This window comes from Microbacterium sp., assembly GCF_043427715.1.
GTDB lineage: Bacteria > Actinomycetota > Actinomycetes > Actinomycetales > Microbacteriaceae > Microbacterium.
This window is the reverse complement of record NZ_JBHWTD010000041.1, coordinates 97,957-118,122: the sequence shown is the minus strand read 5'-3', so window position 1 is coordinate 118,122 and position 20,166 is coordinate 97,957. Positions and strand designations below refer to the sequence as shown.

Below are 20,166 nucleotides of genomic sequence, written 5' to 3'. Positions count from 1 at the left end.
CGCGCTCACTCCTCGACCCTGTCGCCTGCCTCTTCGAAGACGGCGTCGACCAGCCGTGCGGCGGCGTGCCCGTCCTCGCGCTCACAGTACTGAGCGATGAACCGCTCGACGTCGTCGGCGTAGCGCTGCCGCAGCCCGTCGAGGTCCTGCAGCAGCCGGACCACCTCGGCGTTGGTCGCGACACGGGGGCCGGGGGCGGTCGGCGGGAACGGCATGATCGAGGGCCGGTTGCGGTGGTACTCGTCCTCGTCGGGCACGAGGAACACCATCGGCTTGCGGGTCAGCGCGTAGTCGAAGCGCAGCGAGGAGTAGTCCAGGACGCCGGCGTCGGAGGCGAGGATCAGGTCACTGACGTCGGGGTGGTAGGTGACGTCGATGATGCGGTCGCCGGCAACACGCGACTCCCGTGCGCGGGCGTTGAAGGCGTGCCCGCGCACGAGGATGACGTAGTCCTCGCCCAGCGCCGCGGCGGCCACCCGCGGGTCGAAGAACTGCACCGCGCGCGCGGTCATGCCGTCCTCGCTGAAGTAGTCGCGGAACGTCGGCGCGTAGAGGATCGCCTTCTGGTGCGGCGCGATCCCCAACGCACGACGGGTCTCGGCACGCACCTGCTCGCCCCGCTCCGAGAGCAGCACGTCGTTGCGCGGGTAGCCGATCTCGAGCACCTCGACGGCTTTGGCAGCCTCGGGGCGGAAGAACGCGGTGAGCAGCTGCGGAGTGGCGTACGCCGCGGGCGAGACCAGGTGGTCCCAGTCCTCGGCGCGATCCAGGAACGAGGTGATCCGCGCGGTCGGCAGACCGCTGCGCACCCACCACTCCTGGCCCATCCCCTTGTAGGGATAGCCGTGGAACGTCTGGATCATCACCTGGCCGGCGGGCTTGCGATACCAGGACGGCTGGTGGACGTTGACCATCACGTACTGCGCCGCGCCGAGCCGCTCATGCCACTCCCGCGTGCCCTCCAGCAGAGGTACGCCGCCCTCGGGCACCTCGACGGAGTAGTCCGCGACCGACCAGTACATCGTCAGGTCGCTGCCACGCGCCCGCAGTTCGTGGTGGACTGCGGCGGCGCTGTCGTTGGCGACCTCGCCGTAGAGGCTGCGGAAGAACACCGCGTGCTCGTCGGCGAGGCCGTGGTTGGCAAGCGCCTGGAGCTGCAGCTGGTTGCGCATGCCGCGCTCTTCGACGGGCAGCGGCGGGCCGATGAGAACCTCGGGGGTCGGCACGCCAGGACGAAGCTGCACCCGACAGCGGACCAGGTCGGTGAGCTCGTCGATCGGGAGCTGCCACAGCAGTGGCGGCGTCACCCGCGGCGTGATGCGGCGCCCGGTCTCGGGGTGCATGAAGGCCACGGTGTACGTCGCGGAGCGGATCACCTGGTCGGTCTTGCCCCAGCGGGTCTCGCGGAACGGCAGCACGAGCTCGACCCGGCCGTCACCCAGGTCGTGGGCCGACCCCTGGACGGTCGCGGGACGGGAGGCGAAGACCACGTCGTACGCCGCGTGGTCGAAGCCGGCGGTGTCGACCGTCAGGACGAGCCGGTCGTCGTGCACCGTCGCCGAGCGCATGACGGCGACCTCGGGGTGGACGCTCAGCGTCAGACGACCGTCATCCGTCGGGCCTGCCAGGACTCGGACGTCCTCGACATCGGCCGACTCAGCAACAGTCGGTGCCCAGCGGACGGGGACGGCCTCGCCGCCGCGGCGAGCGGTGACCTCCCAGGTGGGCGGTGCAGCAGTCGGGTCGGGGGGTGCAGGCAGTCGGAGGACCGCTGCCCACCCGTTGGCGGTCGCCTGCGGGGTGGCGGTGGCGACCTTGCCGTTGCGGCCGGCACGCAACGCCATCTCGTCGGGCGGCGTACCGGTCCCCTCGATGCGCACGTCACCCGCACCCAGCTGCACCGAGGTCGCGACGACCCCGTCGTCGTACACGCGGATCTCGACGGGCCCGCGCCGGTCGGAGACGACGGTGACCGGTCGCCCGCCCTGTCCGGTGGCGGCGTGACGAAGCGACGCGGTGCCGACCTGCCAGGCGTTGGCGAGGAGGTCGGATCGACGTTGTCCCTCGACCTCCACCTCGAGCCGGACGCGCCACGTGCCGGGACCCAGCAGGTCGAGGTCGACATCGACGACGGCGCCGCCGTTGCGGTAGTCCGCGTGCGCCGAGCCGGTGGCGGCGTACTCGTCGATGGTGACGTCGCGGACCGGCCGAGCCTCCAGCGCGATCTCCTCGCCGGTGGCGCGTCCGTCGCGCCAGCCGACGGCCACCGCTTGCACCTGCGGGGTGCGCTCGGCGAGGTCGACGTTCTCGATGTAGGCCCAGGCACGCAGCTGGAGCGTGCGCGGCCCGGTCACGGCGACGCCTCGGATCGAGGTGCGCAGCCGGGTCTGGCGCTCGGCGACCCGGAAACACTCGTCGGGCACGCCCGCGTCGGCGTCGCGCCACAGTGGGAGGTAGGCGACCAGCCCGACCTCCTCCTCGCCCAGGCGGGCGTCACGGATCTGCAGGCCGCCGCGACGGATGAACTCCTCGGCGTGCGCGCGCCGGTCGACCAGGATGAGGTGCTGCAGCACCTTCTGCTGCGGGGGGACGCGGGCGAGGTACTCCTCGCCGTCGAGCGCGTCGACCAGCAACGGCAGCTCCTCGCGCAGCAGCTCCCAGAAGTCGTCGGAGGCGTCGACGAGCAGCTGGGTGAACTGCGGCATGTCGTTGGAGAGCAGCTGACCGATGCGCTCGGTCACCACGGCTTCGGAGGCGTGCCGGCGCAGGACCTCGAGCGACTCGTTGGCCGCGGCGAACTGCGCGCGCAGGTTGTCGACCTCGTGCTTGGCCTGGGAGATCGAGGAGCGGTCCAGCCGCATCCGCCAGTTGTAGAGCGGCGTCATCAGGATGTCGAAGGCGTGCGCCCGCGCGTAGGCCTCGGCCGAGACCTGCTGGTCCTCGTAGATGATCCCTTCGACGAACGACAGCCCGAGCCGGTGCCAGAAGTCGGTGCGGAACACCTTGGAGCACATGATCGCGTTGGCCAGGGCGTCCGGCGCCTCGTCGATGTGTACGCCGATGCGCTCGCTGGCGTGGATCGCCCGGATCCAGGGGGCCGGGGCGGAGATCACCTTGCGCTTGAGGCGCTGGTAGGGCAGGACGGCGAAGTCGGAGCCGGACCGGCCCAGCGTCTGCACGGCGTCGAGGTAGCCGTCGGGGGGCACGGTGTCGTCGGAGTCGACGAAGGCGATGTACTCCCCGCGGGCAGCGGCCACGCCGGTGTTGCGCGCCGCGCTCAGCCCGCCGTTGGGGCGGCGTACGAGACGGACCCTGGGGTCCTTGAGCCGGTGCTTGCGGACGATCGAGACGCTGTCGTCGGGCGACCCGTCGTCGACGCAGATGATCTCGACGTCGCGGTAGGCCTGGAAGCGCAGCGAGTGCAGGCACTCGTCGAGGTACTCCTCGACGTTGTAGACCGGCACGATGAACGACAGCAGCCCGGGCACCTGGCCCGACCGCCGGCGTACGGCGGCACGCCCGCGCACGCGCGCGTTGAGCCCGAAAGACTTGACCTGGCGACCCAACACGAGTCCCTTGTCGGGCACCCGACTGCGCCAGTCCCGTCCTCCTCGAGCGGTCACCGCCCGAGCACCCGCCGCCACACCGGCCGCGTCGGCTGGGCCTCGCGCTCGACACGGGCGGCCTTGCGTCGCTCCTCGACCCGGGCGGCCCGCACGCGCGAGCGGGTCAGTTCGGCGGCGGCGTCGTACATCGTCCGGTAGTCCGCCTCGAGCTGGTCGAGCTCGGCCGGTGCGGCCGGCTGCGTCGTGCCCAGCGACTGCAATGCCGTCCACGACCGGTGGGCGAGGTCGCGCAGGTCTGGGGCGAGCCCGAGCGCGTCCCAGTCGGACTGCGCGCGCCGAAGCGAGGCGTCGACCAGCTCGTCCGCGTCGGCCTCCTGCTCGGCCGTGGCCCCTGACAGCAGGGGTACGCCGGACGCCTCCTCGGCAGCACCGAGACTGCCCCGCCAGTCGGCCATCAGCCCGTCGTACGACACGTAGGCGCGGGGCACGGCACGGGTGCGCTGTTCGAGCCCGAGCATCATGTTGAGCCAGCTGGCCATGCGCGTGGTCGGCGTGCTCTTGGTGCCGTAGGCGAGCTCGCGGCTCTTCACCGACTCGGCCGGGTCGCGCAGCATCGTGAGCACGGACGCGGTCACGCTCATCTCGCCGGCCACGGCGAGGTGCAGGTCGAGGAACCAGGTCAGTCTCGGGTCCTTGACCACGACCCGGTCGGTGGTCGCGAACTGCTCCTGCAGCCACTCGTGCAGCCGTTCACGGGCCGCCGGACGGGACGCGACGTCCGCGGCGATGTCCCAGGCCTCGGGCCGGCCGTCCTCGGGGGCGACGTTGACCGAGCGGAGCAGGTCGTTGTGGAAGTCGACCGCCCACCGTGGCTCGCCGAACCCCTTCGGGTTGGATTCGTCGGCGCTGACCTCAGGCACTGGGATGTGGTAGCCGAGCCGGCCCACCAGCCCGGTCACCAGGCTGGTGCCGCTGCGCCCGGCGCCTGCCACCAGGAGCAGATGCCGCCGTTGGCTGGAGGTCCCGGGCATGGCCGGGATTGTTCCACACGAGGACTCGGCCGAACGTCAGGCTCGGGACACGCGACGCGCACCGCCGAGCACGGGACTCAGTACGACCCAGATGATGCGGGCAGGTGAAGGGTCGCCCGCACCATGTTGTGATCTGAGGGCACGACCCCGTTGAGCTGGAGTTTCTTGCGGTCCACGACCACCTTCCACTCCGACACCCGCAGGTGGTTGGAAGCGAAGATCCAGTCGGCATAGTTGCCGAGCTTGCGCTTGCGGTCGGTGTTGAAACTCCAGTTCTTGATATTGCGGTCGAATCCGTTGACGGTGTTCATCCAGGCATTGACGCGCTTCTCCGCGCGCGGCTTCTTCGTCAGGAAGAGGCTGTTGGGCTTCTGGCCGACGACCTCCCCGTAGCCGTGCTTCTTCATCTTCACCATCATCTGGTTCGAGGGGTACTTGGTCCTCGACCGCTGGAAGTCACCCACGACAACGACGGGGAGGTCCCCCTTACGGCGTTCGATCTCGGTGATCAGCTCTTCCCACTGCGCCTTCTGCTTGTCGGGAAAGTTGTTGATCAGGTGGGTGTTGACGAAGAAGAACTGCTCTCCGGAGAGACGGTGCCGGAAAATTGCCCACGTCATGTAGCGGGTGTCGTTGAGTCCGCCGCTCTGCACGGCGTACTCGTGGGACCCGGTGCGCACCGCCTCGAGGGTGCGGGTGTCATACAGAATCCGGAGGTTCCGCGAGGCACCGCGGTCGGTGTACACGCACTTGGAGATTGTCCATTCGCGCAGACAGTTCTGCGGGACGTCATTTGTCAGCTCGTAGGACCCTCCGGCCTTGTTCAGACCGTTGCGCAGATCGAGGTACTGGTTTCTTCCATCGAGCAGCCGGGGGGCGTAGTTGTAGCTCTGGTGCGTCTCCTGCAGGCCCACGACGTCGGCGCGCTCGCCGAGAATATCGGCGATGACTGCGGCCCGACGCTGGTTCCACGGTAGATGGGCCCCCCTCGCCTTCGGGTCGTGGTGAACGCTCTTGACGTTGAAGCTGCCAACCCGCAGCTCCACAGTCTGGTCCTTCTTCTTCTGTGTGGCCGCCTCGGCCGGAGCGGCTGTCATCCCAGCTCCGGTGACGGCAGAGCCGATCACTACGGCGGCCGACGCAAGCGCAGCTCCCCATCGCGTACGGGCAAACACATGAACCTCCCGATTTGTCATCGCTACCCCTGATGACTGTATCGGGACGTTCGTCCCTAGACTTGAGAATCGAGCAGACCGTTCTTTTGGACGCGCTCAGGGAAGGACACCGCGCTGACGCGGGGCAGGCGTAGGGCCCGACCCGGAGACCGCCGAGGACCTCACCCCGTGACGAAGGTCCTGACCACCCGCTCGGCCGCGTGCCCGTCCTGGTGGGCGTTGAAGGTGCGGTTGAACGCGGCGACCCGGTCGGCGTACGTCGCGGCGAGGCTCGGGAGGTCGCGCAAGGCCTCCGCAACCTCCGCGGGGTCGTCGAGCAGCGGGCCGGGCGCGCTAGCGCGGAAGTCGTGCAGGAACCCTCGCGCCGCCTCGTAGCGGTCGAGATCGGGCACGAGAAAGACCATCGGCCGCCCGGTCAGGGCGAAGTCGAACCGCAGGGACGAGTAGTCCAAGACGGCCGCGTCCGCGGCGAGGATCAGGTCGTTGATCTCGGGGTAGTCGGTCACGTCCAGGACCGATCCGGCCGTACGACGCGGCCGTCGTCTGTGGAAGCGGTGGCCGCGCAGGAGCACGACGTAGTCCTCGCCGAGGCTCTCGGCGAGCTCGTCGACGTCGAGGGGGCTGACCAGCGGCGCGGCTCGATGATTGGTGGCCAGGTCGTCGCGCCAGGTGGGTGCGTAGAGGACGGCCGTGCGGTCGCCGAGGTCATCGGTCAGCCCGAGCCGGCGGCGTACGTCGACGCGGACCTCGGCCGCGTCGGGAGCAACCAGGACGTCGTCGCGGGGGTAGCCGAGGGAGTGGATCCGGCCGTCGTAGCGGTAGTGCTCGCGGTAGAGCCGGTCCATCTCGGGCGTGGGGGTGAGGAGCAGGTCCCAGGTGCCCGACGTGCGACGGAGGAGCCGCTCGATGCGGAGCGGGGTGAAGTTCTTGGCGTGCCATGCCGACAGGCCCATCGTCTTGGCGGGGTAGCCGTGGAAGGTCTGCAGCACGCGCTGGCCGGGTCGTTTGACGAACCAGCGCTCGAGGTCGACGTTGGTGACGACGTGCGCGCTGGTGGCCAGCGCGGCGTACCACTCTCGGCTGTGCATCAGGACCGGCTCGCCACCCTCGGGCACACGCACCGACGCGTCGGCGACGCCCCAGCGCAGCCGCAGGTCGGGACGGACCCGGCGCAGCTCGCGGTGGATCGCGGCGGGACTGTCGGTGGCCGCCTGCCCGGTGTAGGACTGCAGGTAGACGGCGCGCGGGTCGAGCCGGAGGTCTGTCACGGCGTACCAGCGCTGCAGCCGTTGTTGGGCGACGGGCCCGACTTCCTCGTCCTCGTGAGGTGCGCTGAGCACGACGGCCAGGCCCCCCGGCGCCGCCTCGACCCGGGCGCGGTACTCCTCCGAGCGCAGGGTCAGCGGCAGCCGCCCCGCCAACGCCTCGTCCGCCCCGAAGTCGAGGGTGTAGCGCCCCGCCGGGATCAGCCGCTCCCCGTCGCCCCACGGTTCGTGCCGCAGCCGGAACCGCATCTCTCCCCACGTAGTCGTCCCCACGACCCTCACCGGCCCCTGCAGCGTCGTTGCCAGTTCTCCGGGGGGAGTGGTCGGTTTCCCAGGGGATGCAGGGAAACTGGCACTTCCCACGGGAAATGCAGCGGGGGAAGTGCCAGAACCTCGTGGGAAGTCGGCCCCGTTCTCGGAACCAGCCCCGTGCCCGAGGCGTACGACGAGACAGGAACCGTCCAGCGCCACGTCGGCAATCTCGCCGTACGCCGTGACAGGTCGAGCGAGTGCCACGCAAGCCGTCCGCGTGATCTCCCCGGCCGTGAAGGCGACCTCGACCTCGGTCGCGACCGGCTCGGCCGGGGGCGAGACGATCAGCAGGCCGTGCGTGTGGTCGACGTGCCGCGCGCCGGACAGCCGGCGCAGCTCGACGTCCGACGCGACCTGCACGTCTGCCGGCCGAGCGACGCCACCGTCGCCGAGCAGCCGCACCTCGGCTCGCGCACCCTCGCTGTCCACCCCGGGGATCCACGCGGCCAGCGCCAGATCGAGCTCGTCCGCCACGACCCGATGCCGCAGCACCCGCAGCTGCAGGCGGGTCTCGTCCAGGGAAAGTTCCAGCTCCGACTCGGGTACGCCGGGCACCGGCACCTCGGCGAGCACGCGGCCGTCGACGGCCCGGGTGGGCAGCAGCCCCTCTTCCTGGAACCGTGCCGCGACGTACGCCTCCAGGTCGGCACGCCGATCCTGCGCGGCCAGCCACACCCGCACTCGCCGTTCCGCCGGCACCCCCGCCCGTTCGGCAGGACTGCTCGAGGACCAGCGCCGGCGAGCCTCGCCGGCCAGGATCGACCACTGCAACGGCGTGCACCGCTCGGCGTCGCAGAGCCACCGCGGCAGCTCGACCTGCAGCACCCACGCTCGGAAGGCCGCGCGGAGGGCGGGTGAGAGCCGCTGCTCGATCTCGCCCAGCTCGGCGACCCACTCCTCGGCGTACGGCGCCAGGATCGGCAACGTGCCGAACGCCTCCCCCGTGCCACGCCGAGGTCCCACCGTCACCGGGACGGTGAGGCTGTCCACGCGTGCGGCTGCGAGCACTCCGTCCAGCGCTGAGAACCAGGTGGACGAGGTGCCTGGCCGCACGGACGACCGCCGCCACATCTGGGTCTCCCGCCGCGGCCCGGCCACCAGCCAGGGTGCCTCGTCGAGGCCCACGCCCGAAGCGGCACGGGGTTGCCCGCCGACCGCCACATCCGCGCCGCTGGAGTCCAGCGACGCCGCCAACCGCCCGACGGACTCCGGATGCAAGGTGTCGCCGGCGTGTACGCCGAGCACGTAGTCCCCGCGAGAGACGTCGACTCCGCGCGCCCACGCCGCGTCCGGATGCGTGCCGGACAGGTCCGCCACTCGCACGCGCCAGCTCGCGCTCACGCCAACGGACACCTGGCGCCGGGTCACCGGATGGCTGCCGAGCACCAGCAGCACGATCTCCTCGGGCCTCCGCGACTGAGCGCCGATCGCGTCGAGGCACGCGGGCAGCAGCACGGCGTTGTCGTCGGTGACGGTCACCAGCAGAGTGACCGAGCCACCGCGCCGCACGCGCCGCGCGGCCCACCGCAGCGCAGGCGCCGCCCACACGCCGCTGCCGGGCGAACGGATCACCGCACGCGGGTCAGGCGTGCTTCTGCGCCGGCTGCGCCGCCTCGGCGGCCGCGCTCTGGGCGCGGTCCTCCCATGCGAGCAGGTCGACGACGGTGTCGAGGTCGGTGCCGTCCCACATGGCGAGCTCGTCGGCTTCCTCGGCCTTGCGGATCTCGAGGGCCTCCTCGAGCTCGGCCACGCGCTCCTGTGCCTTGACCGCGCGCTGGGCCTCACGGCGTACGCGCTCCTCGGCGTCGGTCGCGCGACGCTCCGAGAGCCGCAGCGTGCCTTGCAGCTCGCCGATCTCGCGCTCGCTGGCCTTCATGCGCGCGGTGATCGCGGTGACGAACTCGGCGTGCTCGGCGGCCCGCTGGGCGAACAGCTCGCGGTAGGACTTGGCCTGCTGGGCGCGCTCGGCCGCGTGCTCGCGCCAGCTCTGGGTCAGCTCGTTGTGCACGATCCGCGCCGCTGCCCAGCCGCAGGCCAGCGCGAACACCGAGGCCACGCTCAACGCCAGGACACTGGCGAAGGCGAGGGCGGCGCCGACCGCGACGGTGGCGAGCGAGAGCAACGCCACCGCGACCGTCACCCGGACGCTTCTCTGACGACGACGCGACGAAGACATACCACGAGCCTACGGTTCGGGGTCGTCACCAGGCGTCCGACACGCGCGCTCGAGCAGCAGCGATCCGGTCACGACGAGCGCCGCGCCAGCCGCGGCCAGCAGGCTCAGCCACACCGCGGAGCCGAGCGGCTCGCGGCCCACCCCGACCCAGCTCAGCGCATGCCCGAGGTAGGCGCCGGCGAAGAACGCCCCGGCCAGCGCGCCCGCCTTGGCGAGCAGGAGCCGGTTGACCGCCTGGTGCGGCAGCAGGTCCACCTCGGCCCACCGGCCCTCCCGGCGTACGACGCGGGCGGTCACCCGGGCGACCCACAGCAGGAACGCACCGGCGACCCACAGCGCCCCTGCCTGGACCCACCCGGCTCGCGGAGCGGTCAGGTCGAGGGCGATCGCCGCCGGGCGGACCGACCAGCCCAGCACCATCCCGACCAGCGCGACGCCGACGACCGTCCCGGAGCCGGTGGTGCGCAGGCGACCCGACGGACCGGACGGGTCCGGCGCGTCTGGATGGACCGGTTCGACGGGGTCGCGGCTCATGCGAAGCTGAGCTCGAGGTCCTCTCGCCGCGTCACCCCGGAGGTGTCGACGCTCTCGAGCAGCTCCTTGATCGGGCCATGCCCGGGGAGCTCGGCGTCGGGCTCGACCTCCGCCCACGGGATCAGCACGAACGCCCGCTCGTGCGCTCGCGGGTGCGGCAGGACGAGGGTCTCGGTGTCCGAGCGGCGCTCGCCGACGGTGATGAGGTCCATGTCGAGCGTGCGCGGCTCATTGGGTACGCCGGTGCGGGTGCGGCCGAAGGCGTCCTCGACCGCCTGGGTGCGGTCCAGGAGGGTGTCGGCCGACAGCGTGGTGTCGCACAGGATGATCGCGTTGAGGAACTTGTCGCTGCCCTCGGGGGCACCCATCGGCACCGTCTCGTAGACCGAGGACACGGCGGTCACCCACACGTCGGGGGTGTCGGCGAAGGAGGAGACCGCCCCCTGCAGCTTGGCGAAGCGGTCGCCCTGGTTGGAGCCGATCGAGATCGCGCAGCGCCGGATCGGGCGCATCTCGCCGGTCATGGTGTCCGCGTCGATGATGTGGGGGTTCGGGGTCTCGGTCATCCTCGGCTCCGATGAATCGTGAGGCGGACGTCGGAGAACGTCGCCTCGATGGGGGCATCCGGCTTGTGCACGGTCACCTCGGTCCACTCCACGCGCGGGTCGTCCAGGCACACCTCGGCGATGCGCTGGGCGAGGGTCTCGATCAGGTCGACGGGGTCGTTCTCGATCGCGCTGACGACGCGCTCCGCCAGGGTGCCGTAGTTCACGGTGTCCTCCAGCCGGTCATGTGCGGCTGCGGGACGGGTGTCCAGGCCTAGCGTGAGGTCGACGCGAAAGGTCTGACCGTCGCGACGCTCGTGCTCGAAAACGCCATGTCGACCGAACGCCTCCAGGCCCACGACGCTCAGCCGATCTCCGGTCTGGTTGCCCGACCGGCCGTCTCGAGGCGGTGCCTGGTGGATGCTCATGACGGTCCCGAGACTACCGGCGAAGCCTGGTGCAGCCACATCCGCCATTGACCGCCGACCTTCGTGAACACGTTCACCGCGCGGGTCCCGCCGCCTTGGAACATGCCTGCCGGGGTGTCCTCGCCGGCCACCAGGACGTTCTCGTCGAGCGTCACTGCGGCGACGTCGCCGTGCACGGTGACCTGCACGTCGGTGAGGAAGAACTGGATGTACGGCGTGCCGGCCATCACCATCGTCCAGCTGCGCAGGATCGCCTCGGTGTCGTGCAGCGGCGCCATGCCCGGATGCAGGCACACCGACTCCGGCGCGACGGTCCACACCGCGCGCAGCAGGTCGGCGTCGCCGGACTCGATGGCGGAGTAGAACGCGCGGTTCGCCCGCAGCACGGCCTCGACCTCGGTCTCTGCTGAGCTCATCGCGCTCCGGACGTGGGTGCTGCCGCGGTCTGCCAGCGGGCGACGACCCGGACGGCGTCGGCGGCCGCCCGCACGTCGTGCACGCGCACGCACCACGCCCCCTCGGCGGCGGCCAGGGCGGTCGTGGCCTGGGTGGCGTCGTCCCGCTCGAGTGGTGCGCGCAGGATGTCGCCCTCGGCGAGCAGCTGTCCGAGGAACCTCTTGCGGCTGGTGGCGACGAGCACCGGGTGGCCCTGTGCCTGCAGGGTGCGCAGCCGGGCGAGCAGCTCCCAGTTCTGCTCGGCGGTCTTGGAGAAGCCGATCCCTGGGTCAAGCGCGATGCGTTCGGGTGCGATGCCGGCCGCGAGCGCCTCGCCGAGCTGCTGGCCGAGCTCGGCGACGACGTCGGCGACCACGTCGTCGTACGCCGTGTGGTCCTGCATCTCGACCGAGTGCGCTCGCCAGTGCATCAGGACGTACGCCGCGCCGAGGCAGGCGACGGTGTCGAGCATCGCCGGGTCGGCCCGCCCGCCGGAGACGTCGTTGACCAGGACCGCCCCCGCCCGGACGGCGGCTTCGGCGACCTCGGCGCGCATGGTGTCGACCGAGACGCGTACGCCGCTGGCGGCGAGTGCCCGCACGACCGGCAGCACGCGAGCGAGCTCCTCGTCGGCCGGCACCCGCCGCGCCCCCGGACGCGTCGATTCGCCGCCGACGTCGACGAGGTCGGCGCCGAGGTCGGCGAGCCTCCGCCCGTGCGCGACGGCGTCGTCGGTCCGCAGGAATTGTCCGCCGTCGGAGAAGGAGTCGGGAGTCACGTTGAGGACGCCCATCACGAGCGTGCGGTCCGGGCAAGGCAACCCCGCGACGTACCTGCGCTCACTCACCCGCCAACCCTAGCGACGGCGCCCGGGCCTGCGCCGGTGGTCGAGCCTGTCGAGACCCAGGCGACTGGTGCGGTGCTGTTGCCACTGAGTGCGTGTTGTACGGCGACCGGCGCGGCGATAACCCCGCGTTACAGCGGGTCGGCCGAGGCAGGGGTCAGCGGGTGCCGTGCATGATCAGGCTCATCGCCTCGGTGCGGGTGGCGAGGTTGTGCATGGTGCCGCGGATCGCGGAGGTGATCGTCTTGGCACCGGGCTTGCGTACGCCGCGCATCGTCATGCACAGGTGCTCGGCCTCGATCACCACGATGACCCCGCGAGCGTCGAGGAACTGCATCAAGGAGTCGGCGACCTGGGTGGTGAGGCGCTCCTGCACTTGGGGGCGGCGGGCGAACACGTCGACCAGCCGCGCCAGCTTGGACAGGCCGGTGATGCGGCCGTCCTCGTTGGGGATGTAGCCGATGTGCGCGACGCCGGTGAAAGGCACCAGATGGTGCTCGCACATCGACCACAGCTCGATGTCGCGGACCAGCACCATCTCCTCGTGGCCGGCCTCGAAGGTGGTGGTGAGCACCTCCTCGGGCCGGCGCCGGATGCCGGCGACGAGCTCCTCGTAGGACCGGGCGACGCGCGCCGGGGTGTCGCGCAGCCCCTCGCGCTCGGGGTCCTCCCCGATGGCGATCAGCAGTTCGCGGACCGCGGCCTCGGCACGGGCGTGGTCGAAGGCCGGGACCTCGGCGTAGTCGGGGGATCCGATCCCGTCGACGCTCACAGTGGCGGCGTCCCGTGGATGTCGCCGTCCGCGGACGGTGGCGTGATGATCGTGGTGCCGGTCGGCTCCTCGGGCCGGGTGCCGTTGGCGGCGGCCTTCGGGGGCACGTCGACCGGCGGGATGCTGGACGGCTCTCGGGTCGGCGAGCCCGTCCAGGCCGGCCGCGTGGGTCGGCGGCGCAGCGGCTCGAAGACCTCCGCCACCTGCTGCTTGTCGAGGGTCTCCTTCTCCAGCAGCGCCAGGACCAGGGCGTCGAGGACGTCCCTGTTCTCGGTGAGGATGTCAAAGGCCTCCTGGTGGGCGGTCGTCAGGAGCTTCTTGGTCTCCTCGTCGACGATCGCCGCGACGTCCTCGGAGTAGTTGCGCGTGTGCCCGAAGTCGCGGCCCAGGAACGGCTCGCCGTTGCTCTCGCCGAGCTTGATCGCCCCGAGCCGCTCGGTCATGCCGAACTGGGTGACCATCGCGCGGGCGAGGCTGGTGGCCTTCTCGATGTCGTTGCCGGCGCCGGTGGTGGGGTCGTGGAAGACCAGCTCCTCGGCCGCGCGGCCGCCGAGCATGTAGGCCAGCTTGTCGAGCATCTCCGAGCGGGTCTGGGAGTACTTGTCCTCGTCGGGCAGCACCATCGTGTAACCCAGCGCGCGGCCTCGCGGCAGGATCGTCACCTTGTGCACCGGGTCGGTGCCCGGCAGCGCCGCCGCGACGAGCGCGTGGCCGCCCTCGTGGTAGGCGGTGATGAGCTTCTCCTTCTCGCTCATCAGGCGCGTGCGCCGCTGCGGGCCGGCGATGACACGGTCGATCGCCTCGTCGAGGGCGGTGTTGTCGATCAGCTTCTTGTTCTGTCGCGCGGTGAGCAGGGCGGCCTCGTTGAGCACGTTGGCCAGGTCGGCGCCGGTGAACCCAGGGGTACGCCGGGCAACGCTCAGCAGGTCGATGTCGGGGCCCATCGGCTTGCCGCGCGAGTGCACCTCGAGGATCTTGTGGCGCCCGTCGAGGTCGGGGGCGTCGACCGCGATCTGCCGGTCGAAGCGGCCGGGCCGAAGTAGCGCCGGGTCGAGGATGTCGGGGCGGTTGGTGGCGGCGATGAGGATGACGCCGCCGCGTACGTCGAAGCCGTCCATCTCGACCAGCAGCTGGTTGAGGGTCTGCTCGCGCTCGTCGTGGCCGCCACCCATGCCTGCGCCGCGGTGCCGTCCCACAGCGTCGATCTCGTCGATGAAGACGATCGCCGGGGCGTTCTCCTTGGCCTGCTCGAACAGGTCGCGCACGCGGGAGGCGCCGACGCCGACGAACATCTCGACGAAGTCGGAGCCGGAGATCGAGTAGAACGGCACGCCGGCCTCACCGGCCACCGCACGGGCCAGCAGGGTCTTGCCGGTGCCGGGCGGGCCGTAGAGCAGCACGCCCTTGGGGATCTTGGCGCCGACGGCCTGGAAGCGCGCCGGCTCCTGGAGGAACTCCTTGATCTCGCCGAGCTCCTCGATCGCCTCCTGCGACCCGGCCACGTCGGCGAAGGTCGTCTTGGGCATGTCCTTGGTGATGAGCTTGGCCTTGGACTTCGCGAACTGCATGACGCGCCCGCCGCCGCCCTGCATCTGGTTCATCAGGAACAGGAACAGCAAGATGATGATCAGGAACGGCAGGAACGTCGCCAGAATCGTCCCGAGCAGGCTGGGACGCGGGTTCTCGGAGTCGTACTCCTCGAGCTCCCCGGCGGCCTGCTGCTTCTCCACCGCGTCGAGCAGCGTCTGCTGCTGCCCGTCGACCCAGTAGGCGAGCACCTTGCGGTCGTCGGCGAGCGTGGCCCGGATCTCCTGGTCGTTGTCGACGAAGGTGATCTCCTCGACCTCGCCGTCCTCGATCAGCTGGACCATCTCGGAGGTCTTGACCTCGTCGAATCCGCCGTTGGGCGCGAGGAACTGCAGCGCGACCAGCACGCCCACCACGGCGACGACGATCCAGAACCAAGGACCGCGGATGATGCGCTTCACTTATGTGTGTCGGGGCGACGCCCCGTCCTCCTGCCCGTCGGAACTCCACTACAGCCAGAGGCTGGGCCCGAGCGACCCCGGGTAAGGAACGACGGTACACGTCGGCGCCCAAGCGCTGCCGGGCGGATTCTGCCGCGATTGCTCAGCGCTGGGCGGCGTACATGACCCTCAGGAGTACACGTGCGGAGCCAGCGTGCCGACGCAGCGCAGGTTGCGGTAGCGCTCGTCGTAGTCCAGGCCGTAGCCGACGACGAACTCGTTGGGGATGTCGTGGCCGACGTACTTCACGTCGACGCTCATCTGCAGGGCGTCGGGCTTGCGCAGCACGGTGACGATCTCGACCGACGCGGGCTTGCGCGAGCGCAGGTTGGAGACCAGCCACGACAGCGTCAGGCCGGTGTCGATGATGTCCTCGACGATGAGGACGTGACGCCCGCTGATGTCGGTGTCGAGGTCCTTGAGGATGCGTACGACACCGGAGGACTTGGTGCCGGATCCGTAGGAGGAGACGGCCATCCAGTCCATCTCGACGTGACGGCCGAAGTGTCTTGCCAGGTCGGCCATCACCATGACGGCGCCCTTGAGCACCCCGACCATCAAGATGTCGCGGCCCTCGTAGTCGCGCTCGATCTCCGCGGCGAGCTCGGCCAGCCGACGCTGGATGTCCTCCTCGGTGAAGAGGACGTTCAGCAGGTCGTCCTGCACGTGCTCGACGTCCACGCGATGCCTCCCGGGCGGCGGTTCTGCAGCGGATGAGGGGGTCGGTCAAGGACCGAAGATCAGCCTGCCACAGGACGTCGACCGATGCGGAGGGTGTCTCCCGATCGGGTGGCCTCGACGTGGCCCGGCAGCTGCACCATCACCTGCCCGCGCCAGGCGGTGACCAGCTCGTCGAGGGCCAGCACGTGCACGCGGAACAGCTCCGCGTCGATCGCGCCGGCGTCGAGGGCGGCCGTGCGCAGGACCCGTCTGCGTAGCGCCGTCTCAGTCCTGGTGAGCTCGGGCACCGACAGCACCACCGCTCGCTCGCGTTCGACACCGCTCACCTCGACCTCCAGGTACGCCGCATCGGCCAGCCGGTCGAGCGCCTCCATGTCCTCGCGCAGCTGGTCGGCCGTGCGGGCGAGCGTCGCGGCGACTCCGGGGCCGAGCTCTTCCTCCAGCACCGGCAGCACCCGGCGCCGGACCCGCGGCCGCAGGAACCTCGGGTCGGCGTTGTGCGGGTCGGTCCAGAACTCGATTCCCTGCGCGTGGCAGGCCTGTTCGGTCTGCGCCCGAGTCAGGTCGAGGAAGGGGCGGTGGAACGGCGGGAAGTCGCGGCGCATGCCCGCGATCGACCGGCCGCCGGACCCGCGGGCCAACCCGAGCAGCACCGTCTCGGCCTGGTCGTCGAGGGTGTGGGCGAGCAGAACGGAACGCGCACCACGACGGCGTACGGCCTCGCGAAGGGCGGCGCGCCGCGCATCTCGGGCGGCCGCCTCTGGCCCGTCGCCGCTGGATGCCACGCGCACCCGCACGACCTCCGCTTCGAGGCCGAGGGCGCTAGCCTGCGCGGCGGCGCGCTCCGCGGCCTCCGCCGATCCCGGCTGCAGTCCGTGATCGACGATGACCGCTGCGACGCTGATGCCCGCTTTCGGCGCCTCGAACGCGAGTGCCGCGGTGAGTGCGAGGGAGTCCGCGCCGCCCGACAGGCCGACGACGGCGGCATCCGTCATCTCCGCGAGAGCGGCCCGGACGGCACGGCGGATCTCGGCGACGGCGGGGTCGAGGGAGGGCACGCCACCACCGTAGTCGCGTCACCACCGCCACTTCGGGGCGCGACCGGCCCGCAGTAGGCTGGGACGGCAATCATCACCTTCTGAAGGAGCAACAGCATGGGCGCCTACGACGCCGTCATCGAGATCCCGCGCAACAGCAAGATCAAGTACGAGGTCGACCACGGCACCGGACGCGTCTTCCTCGACCGCATCCTCTATACGCCGATGGGCTACCCGGCGAACTACGGGTTCTTCGAGAACACGCTCGGTGAGGACGGCGACCCGCTCGATGTGCTCGTGCTGCTGGACCACGACCTGGCTCCCGGGATCCTCGCGAAGGTGCGCCCCGTCGGCGTGCTGAAGATGACGGACGAGGCCGGCGGCGACGACAAGGTCGTGGCCGTGCTGGCGAAGGACCCCCGCTGGGGCCACATCCAGGACGTCGGGGACGTCGACGAGTGGACCAAGAACGAGATCAACCACTTCTTCGAGCACTACAAGGACCTCGAGCCCGGCAAGTGGGTCAAGGTCGACGAGTGGGCGAACGCCGCTGAGGCCGAGCGCCTCGTCGTCGAAGCCTTCGAGCGCTTCGAAGAGCACGAGGGCGCGACCCGCACGCCGGGTGAGGGCGAAGCCCCCAAGACCATCTGATCCTGACGATCAGAGACGGGCGGATGCCGCGGCACCCGCCCTTCGTCGTTCTCGGATAAATCGGGGGCGTCAGACCCCGACGCCGCGGGCGCGAAGGAAGGCGGCCGGGTCGATGCGGACGCCGCCCCGATAGACCTCGAAGTGGAGGTGGCAACCCGTGGATGCACCGGTGCTGCCGACATACGCGATGACCTGCCCGGCACGGACCGACTGACCGTAGCTGACGTTGTACCCGCCCGGCATGATGTGCGCGTAGCCCGTGACCGTGCCGTCGCCGTGGCGCACCTGCACGTAGTTGCCCCACGCGCCGCTGTAGCCGGCGAAGATGACGGTGCCCGACGCTGCGGCATAGATCGGCGAGCCACACGAGCTGGCGAAGTCGATGCCGCGGTGGCCACTGGATGTGCAGTGTCCGTTCGAGCAGATGCTGCCGCGACTGCCGAACCAGGAGCTGATCCAGCCGTGCGCGGGGCGCACCCAGCCCGACGACTGGACCTGTCCACCCGCGCTCGATCCGCCCGAGGAGCCGCCGGAGGAACCAGCCGGCGAGCCGCCCGAGGAGCCGCCGGCGGCCGCTTCGGCCGCGGCCTTCTCCGCCGCCCGACGACGGCGCTCTTCTTCTTCACGGCGCCGCTTCTCTTCAGCAAGACGCCTGCGCTCTGCTTCCTCTGCTTTGCGCTTCGCCTCGGCGAGAGCCTTCCGGCGAGCCTCTTCGCGCGCCTTCCGGCGGGCTTCGACGCCGGCCTTGTAATCGGCGATGGTCTTGGCCGTGGTGTCCTGGAGAGCGGCGAGCTGGGCGACCAGCACGTCGCGGTGCTCGTTCTGCGCGGCGAGGGCAGCCTCGGCGGCCTGAGCTGCTTGCTGCGCCGCGATCATCTTCTGCTCGGCCTCGACCTTGCGCTTGTCACGCTCATCGCGGGCGACCTTCGCCTGATCGGTGAGGTTCTGCGCGTTGTCACGCGCACCCACCGCTTCGGCGTAGACGTCACGGTTCGCTTCGACGAGCTTGTCCATCGTGCCCAGGCGACCGAGGAGGTCATCGGCACCGGCGGCGGAGTCGGAGAAGAAGAGCTCGAGCGTGGCGTCGCTCTTGCCGGTGCGGTACTGCTGGGCCGCGAGAACGCCGAGCTTGGAGGCGGACTCCTTCGCGCGCGCGGCCTCGGCATCAGCCTGGGCCTGCAGCGATTCCGCCCGCGCGACCGCATCCTCGTAGGCGACGAGCGCGATCTGGTATTCCCCACCGAGCCGCTCCGCCTCGGCTTGCTTCGACTGGACGTCGTTCTCGAGCGACTGGATCAGCCCTTGGATCCGTGTGATCTCCGCGCCCTTGGCCGATTGGTTGGCGCGGGCCTTCTCGACGTCTTCCCAGGTCGGGTACTTCGCTGCGAAGGCGGGGACGGCGAAGCCGACGCCGGCGGTGCCGACAGCGACGCCGAGGACACCCAACCCGAGTGCGCCGCGGCGGCTGATGCGCCGGGCGAAGGAGCGGTATTCGGCAGGCGTCGGAGCACAGCCGCAGTCGACGTCCGTCGACTCGTATGCTCCGCTCACGTCCGGCATCCCCTCGTAGATCCGCAGATCACAGTAGCAACACTGTTCACATTCGTCACAGGGTGGGGCACACGCGATTGCCTCGCCATCTTCCCCCCAAAACGCCCGGGGGTGCGGCGGGCGCGCCCTCGATTCGCACATTCGCGCAATGTCGCATATGCTTGACCCTCGGTAAGCAGGACCTCCGGGTTCAGCTCGGCCCCATCGTTTAGCGGCCTAGGACGCCGCCCTTTCACGGCGGTAGCACGGGTTCGAATCCCGTTGGGGTCACGCCCACAACTTAATAAGCATGGCCCTGTAGCGCAGTTGGTTAGCGTGCCGCCCTGTCACGGCGGAGGTCGCGGGTTCAAGTCCCGTCAGGGTCGCTCCGAGCGACAGGCCCCTTGTCTTCAGCTTCTGTTGAACACACTGGGCCTTTCGTCTAGGACATGGCCTTCTCGCCATGCGGCTCTGTAGCTCAGTTGGTAGAGCGCACGACTGAAAATCGTGAGGTCACGGGATCGACGCCCGTCGGAGCCACAAGGACCGTCGTTACAACGGTCCCAGAAACCCTCGCCTAGCTTCTACATGGCGGGGGTTTTGCTTTTCCCTAGTGAGGGACGACCTTTCCGCTCCCGCAAGGCAGCGACTCAAGGAGCGAGCCGCTGCCGGGGTCGGGGCAATGGACACTCAGAAGATCCGCGGTGAGACCCCGCAGAATCACGACGAAGCGTTCCTGCAGATGTCGTGGGCAGCAGAGGCCGCGGATCGCGCCACCCGGGACTATCGCAGCGTCTTCAACGCCTACACGCACAAGTTCCACCAGCCGAAGCCGCCGATCGGCGAACTCGCTGCGATGCAGGGAGCGATTACTCAGTCGTTCGCAAAGCGGTATACGCCGAAGACGGTCGAGGCGATCGAGGCGCTCCTTTCAGCGGAGCCCAACCTCGACGCGATCCGCACAGGCATCCGTGCGCTCGGCTTCGAGGATCTCCGCGGAATCTCCGATGCACTCGACCGGGCGATGAACGCAGCCGAATCCGAGCGTGGCTTCCATCCTTGGTTGCCTGCCGCCGATAAGGCTCGTGCCGCAAGCCGCGCCTTCGAGGACGTCGGCAACGACGAGCTGTGAGAACTTTCTTTACTCGTTCAAGGCC

General features: G+C 70.2%; 17 protein-coding genes and 3 tRNA genes. 5 read left to right on the top strand and 15 right to left on the bottom strand.

Annotated elements, in window-relative coordinates:
- Window positions 1–5 precede the first annotated feature (5 nt).
- The 14 genes from ACHFGS_RS04495 to tilS form a co-directional block, all read right to left on the bottom strand.
- Window positions 6–3,623 (bottom strand): CDP-glycerol glycerophosphotransferase family protein, encoded by a 3,618-nt coding sequence (locus ACHFGS_RS04495; protein WP_394289190.1) that lies wholly within the window; start codon window positions 3,621–3,623, stop codon window positions 6–8.
- On the bottom strand, window positions 3,620–4,597 hold the full coding sequence (locus ACHFGS_RS04490; protein ID WP_394289189.1) for a sulfotransferase family protein: 978 nt from the start codon (window positions 4,595–4,597) through the stop codon (window positions 3,620–3,622). Before ACHFGS_RS04490 ends, ACHFGS_RS04495 begins: the two co-directional genes overlap by 4 nt.
- A gap of 77 nt (window positions 4,598–4,674) precedes the next feature.
- Complete coding sequence (locus ACHFGS_RS04485; RefSeq protein ID WP_394289188.1) at window positions 4,675–5,694, bottom strand: endonuclease/exonuclease/phosphatase family protein; 1,020 nt, start codon at window positions 5,692–5,694, stop codon at window positions 4,675–4,677.
- 239 nt (window positions 5,695–5,933) lie between these two features.
- Window positions 5,934–8,921 carry a CDP-glycerol glycerophosphotransferase family protein gene (locus ACHFGS_RS04480; RefSeq protein WP_394289187.1) on the bottom strand — a complete coding sequence of 996 codons (2,988 nt, stop codon included), beginning with the start codon at window positions 8,919–8,921 and terminating at the stop codon, window positions 5,934–5,936.
- Between the two features lie 10 nt (window positions 8,922–8,931).
- Window positions 8,932–9,525: a hypothetical protein gene (locus ACHFGS_RS04475; protein WP_394289186.1), complete on the bottom strand. Its 594-nt coding sequence runs from the start codon at window positions 9,523–9,525 to the stop codon at window positions 8,932–8,934.
- 9 nt (window positions 9,526–9,534) lie between these two features.
- Window positions 9,535–10,059, bottom strand: coding sequence for a DUF3180 family protein (locus tag ACHFGS_RS04470; RefSeq protein ID WP_394289185.1), 525 nt, complete (start codon window positions 10,057–10,059; stop codon window positions 9,535–9,537).
- Window positions 10,056–10,625 carry a 2-amino-4-hydroxy-6-hydroxymethyldihydropteridine diphosphokinase gene (gene folK / locus ACHFGS_RS04465; protein WP_394289184.1) on the bottom strand — a complete coding sequence of 190 codons (570 nt, stop codon included), beginning with the start codon at window positions 10,623–10,625 and terminating at the stop codon, window positions 10,056–10,058. The genes ACHFGS_RS04470 and folK overlap by 4 nt, the downstream gene beginning before the upstream one ends.
- A complete protein-coding gene (folB, locus tag ACHFGS_RS04460) occupies window positions 10,622–11,032 on the bottom strand; it encodes a dihydroneopterin aldolase (protein ID WP_394289183.1) in 411 nt (136 codons plus the stop codon). The genes folK and folB overlap by 4 nt, the downstream gene beginning before the upstream one ends.
- A complete protein-coding gene (locus ACHFGS_RS04455) occupies window positions 11,029–11,448 on the bottom strand; it encodes a nuclear transport factor 2 family protein (RefSeq protein ID WP_394289182.1) in 420 nt (139 codons plus the stop codon). Before ACHFGS_RS04455 ends, folB begins: the two co-directional genes overlap by 4 nt.
- Window positions 11,445–12,314, bottom strand: a complete 870-nt coding sequence (folP, locus tag ACHFGS_RS04450; protein ID WP_394289181.1) for a dihydropteroate synthase — start codon at window positions 12,312–12,314, stop codon at window positions 11,445–11,447. Before folP ends, ACHFGS_RS04455 begins: the two co-directional genes overlap by 4 nt.
- Before the next feature lie 154 nt (window positions 12,315–12,468).
- Window positions 12,469–13,083, bottom strand: a complete 615-nt coding sequence (gene folE / locus ACHFGS_RS04445; RefSeq protein ID WP_394289180.1) for a GTP cyclohydrolase I FolE — start codon at window positions 13,081–13,083, stop codon at window positions 12,469–12,471.
- Entirely contained in the window at window positions 13,080–15,071 is a 1,992-nt protein-coding gene (ftsH, locus tag ACHFGS_RS04440; RefSeq protein WP_394289179.1) for an ATP-dependent zinc metalloprotease FtsH, read from the bottom strand. The genes folE and ftsH overlap by 4 nt, the downstream gene beginning before the upstream one ends.
- 168 nt (window positions 15,072–15,239) lie before the next feature.
- The gene (gene hpt / locus ACHFGS_RS04435) at window positions 15,240–15,791 is read right to left on the bottom strand and encodes a hypoxanthine phosphoribosyltransferase (RefSeq protein ID WP_394289178.1); all 552 of its coding nucleotides are present in this window, start codon (window positions 15,789–15,791) and stop codon (window positions 15,240–15,242) included.
- 59 nt (window positions 15,792–15,850) lie between these two features.
- Window positions 15,851–16,849 carry a tRNA lysidine(34) synthetase TilS gene (gene tilS / locus ACHFGS_RS04430; protein WP_394289177.1) on the bottom strand — a complete coding sequence of 333 codons (999 nt, stop codon included), beginning with the start codon at window positions 16,847–16,849 and terminating at the stop codon, window positions 15,851–15,853.
- Window positions 16,850–16,945: 96 nt separating this feature from the next.
- On the opposite strand from tilS, the gene ppa reads away from it, so the two are divergent.
- Window positions 16,946–17,479 (top strand): inorganic diphosphatase, encoded by a 534-nt coding sequence (ppa, locus tag ACHFGS_RS04425; protein ID WP_394289176.1) that lies wholly within the window; start codon window positions 16,946–16,948, stop codon window positions 17,477–17,479.
- A gap of 69 nt (window positions 17,480–17,548) precedes the next feature.
- Here ppa and ACHFGS_RS04420 read toward each other — a convergent pair whose 3' ends face one another.
- Window positions 17,549–19,039 carry a M23 family metallopeptidase gene (locus ACHFGS_RS04420; RefSeq protein ID WP_394279771.1) on the bottom strand — a complete coding sequence of 497 codons (1,491 nt, stop codon included), beginning with the start codon at window positions 19,037–19,039 and terminating at the stop codon, window positions 17,549–17,551.
- Between the two features lie 188 nt (window positions 19,040–19,227).
- Here ACHFGS_RS04420 and ACHFGS_RS04415 point away from each other — a divergent pair.
- From ACHFGS_RS04415 to ACHFGS_RS04400, 4 genes are all read left to right on the top strand, one after another.
- Window positions 19,228–19,300 (top strand) — tRNA-Glu (locus ACHFGS_RS04415).
- A 21-nt stretch (window positions 19,301–19,321) separates the two neighbouring features.
- Window positions 19,322–19,395: transfer RNA gene (locus ACHFGS_RS04410), tRNA-Asp, on the top strand.
- A gap of 81 nt (window positions 19,396–19,476) precedes the next feature.
- Window positions 19,477–19,549, top strand: a tRNA-Phe gene (locus ACHFGS_RS04405).
- A 142-nt stretch (window positions 19,550–19,691) separates the two neighbouring features.
- Window positions 19,692–20,141 carry a hypothetical protein gene (locus ACHFGS_RS04400; RefSeq protein WP_394279772.1) on the top strand — a complete coding sequence of 150 codons (450 nt, stop codon included), beginning with the start codon at window positions 19,692–19,694 and terminating at the stop codon, window positions 20,139–20,141.
- Window positions 20,142–20,166: the final 25 nt, after the last annotated feature.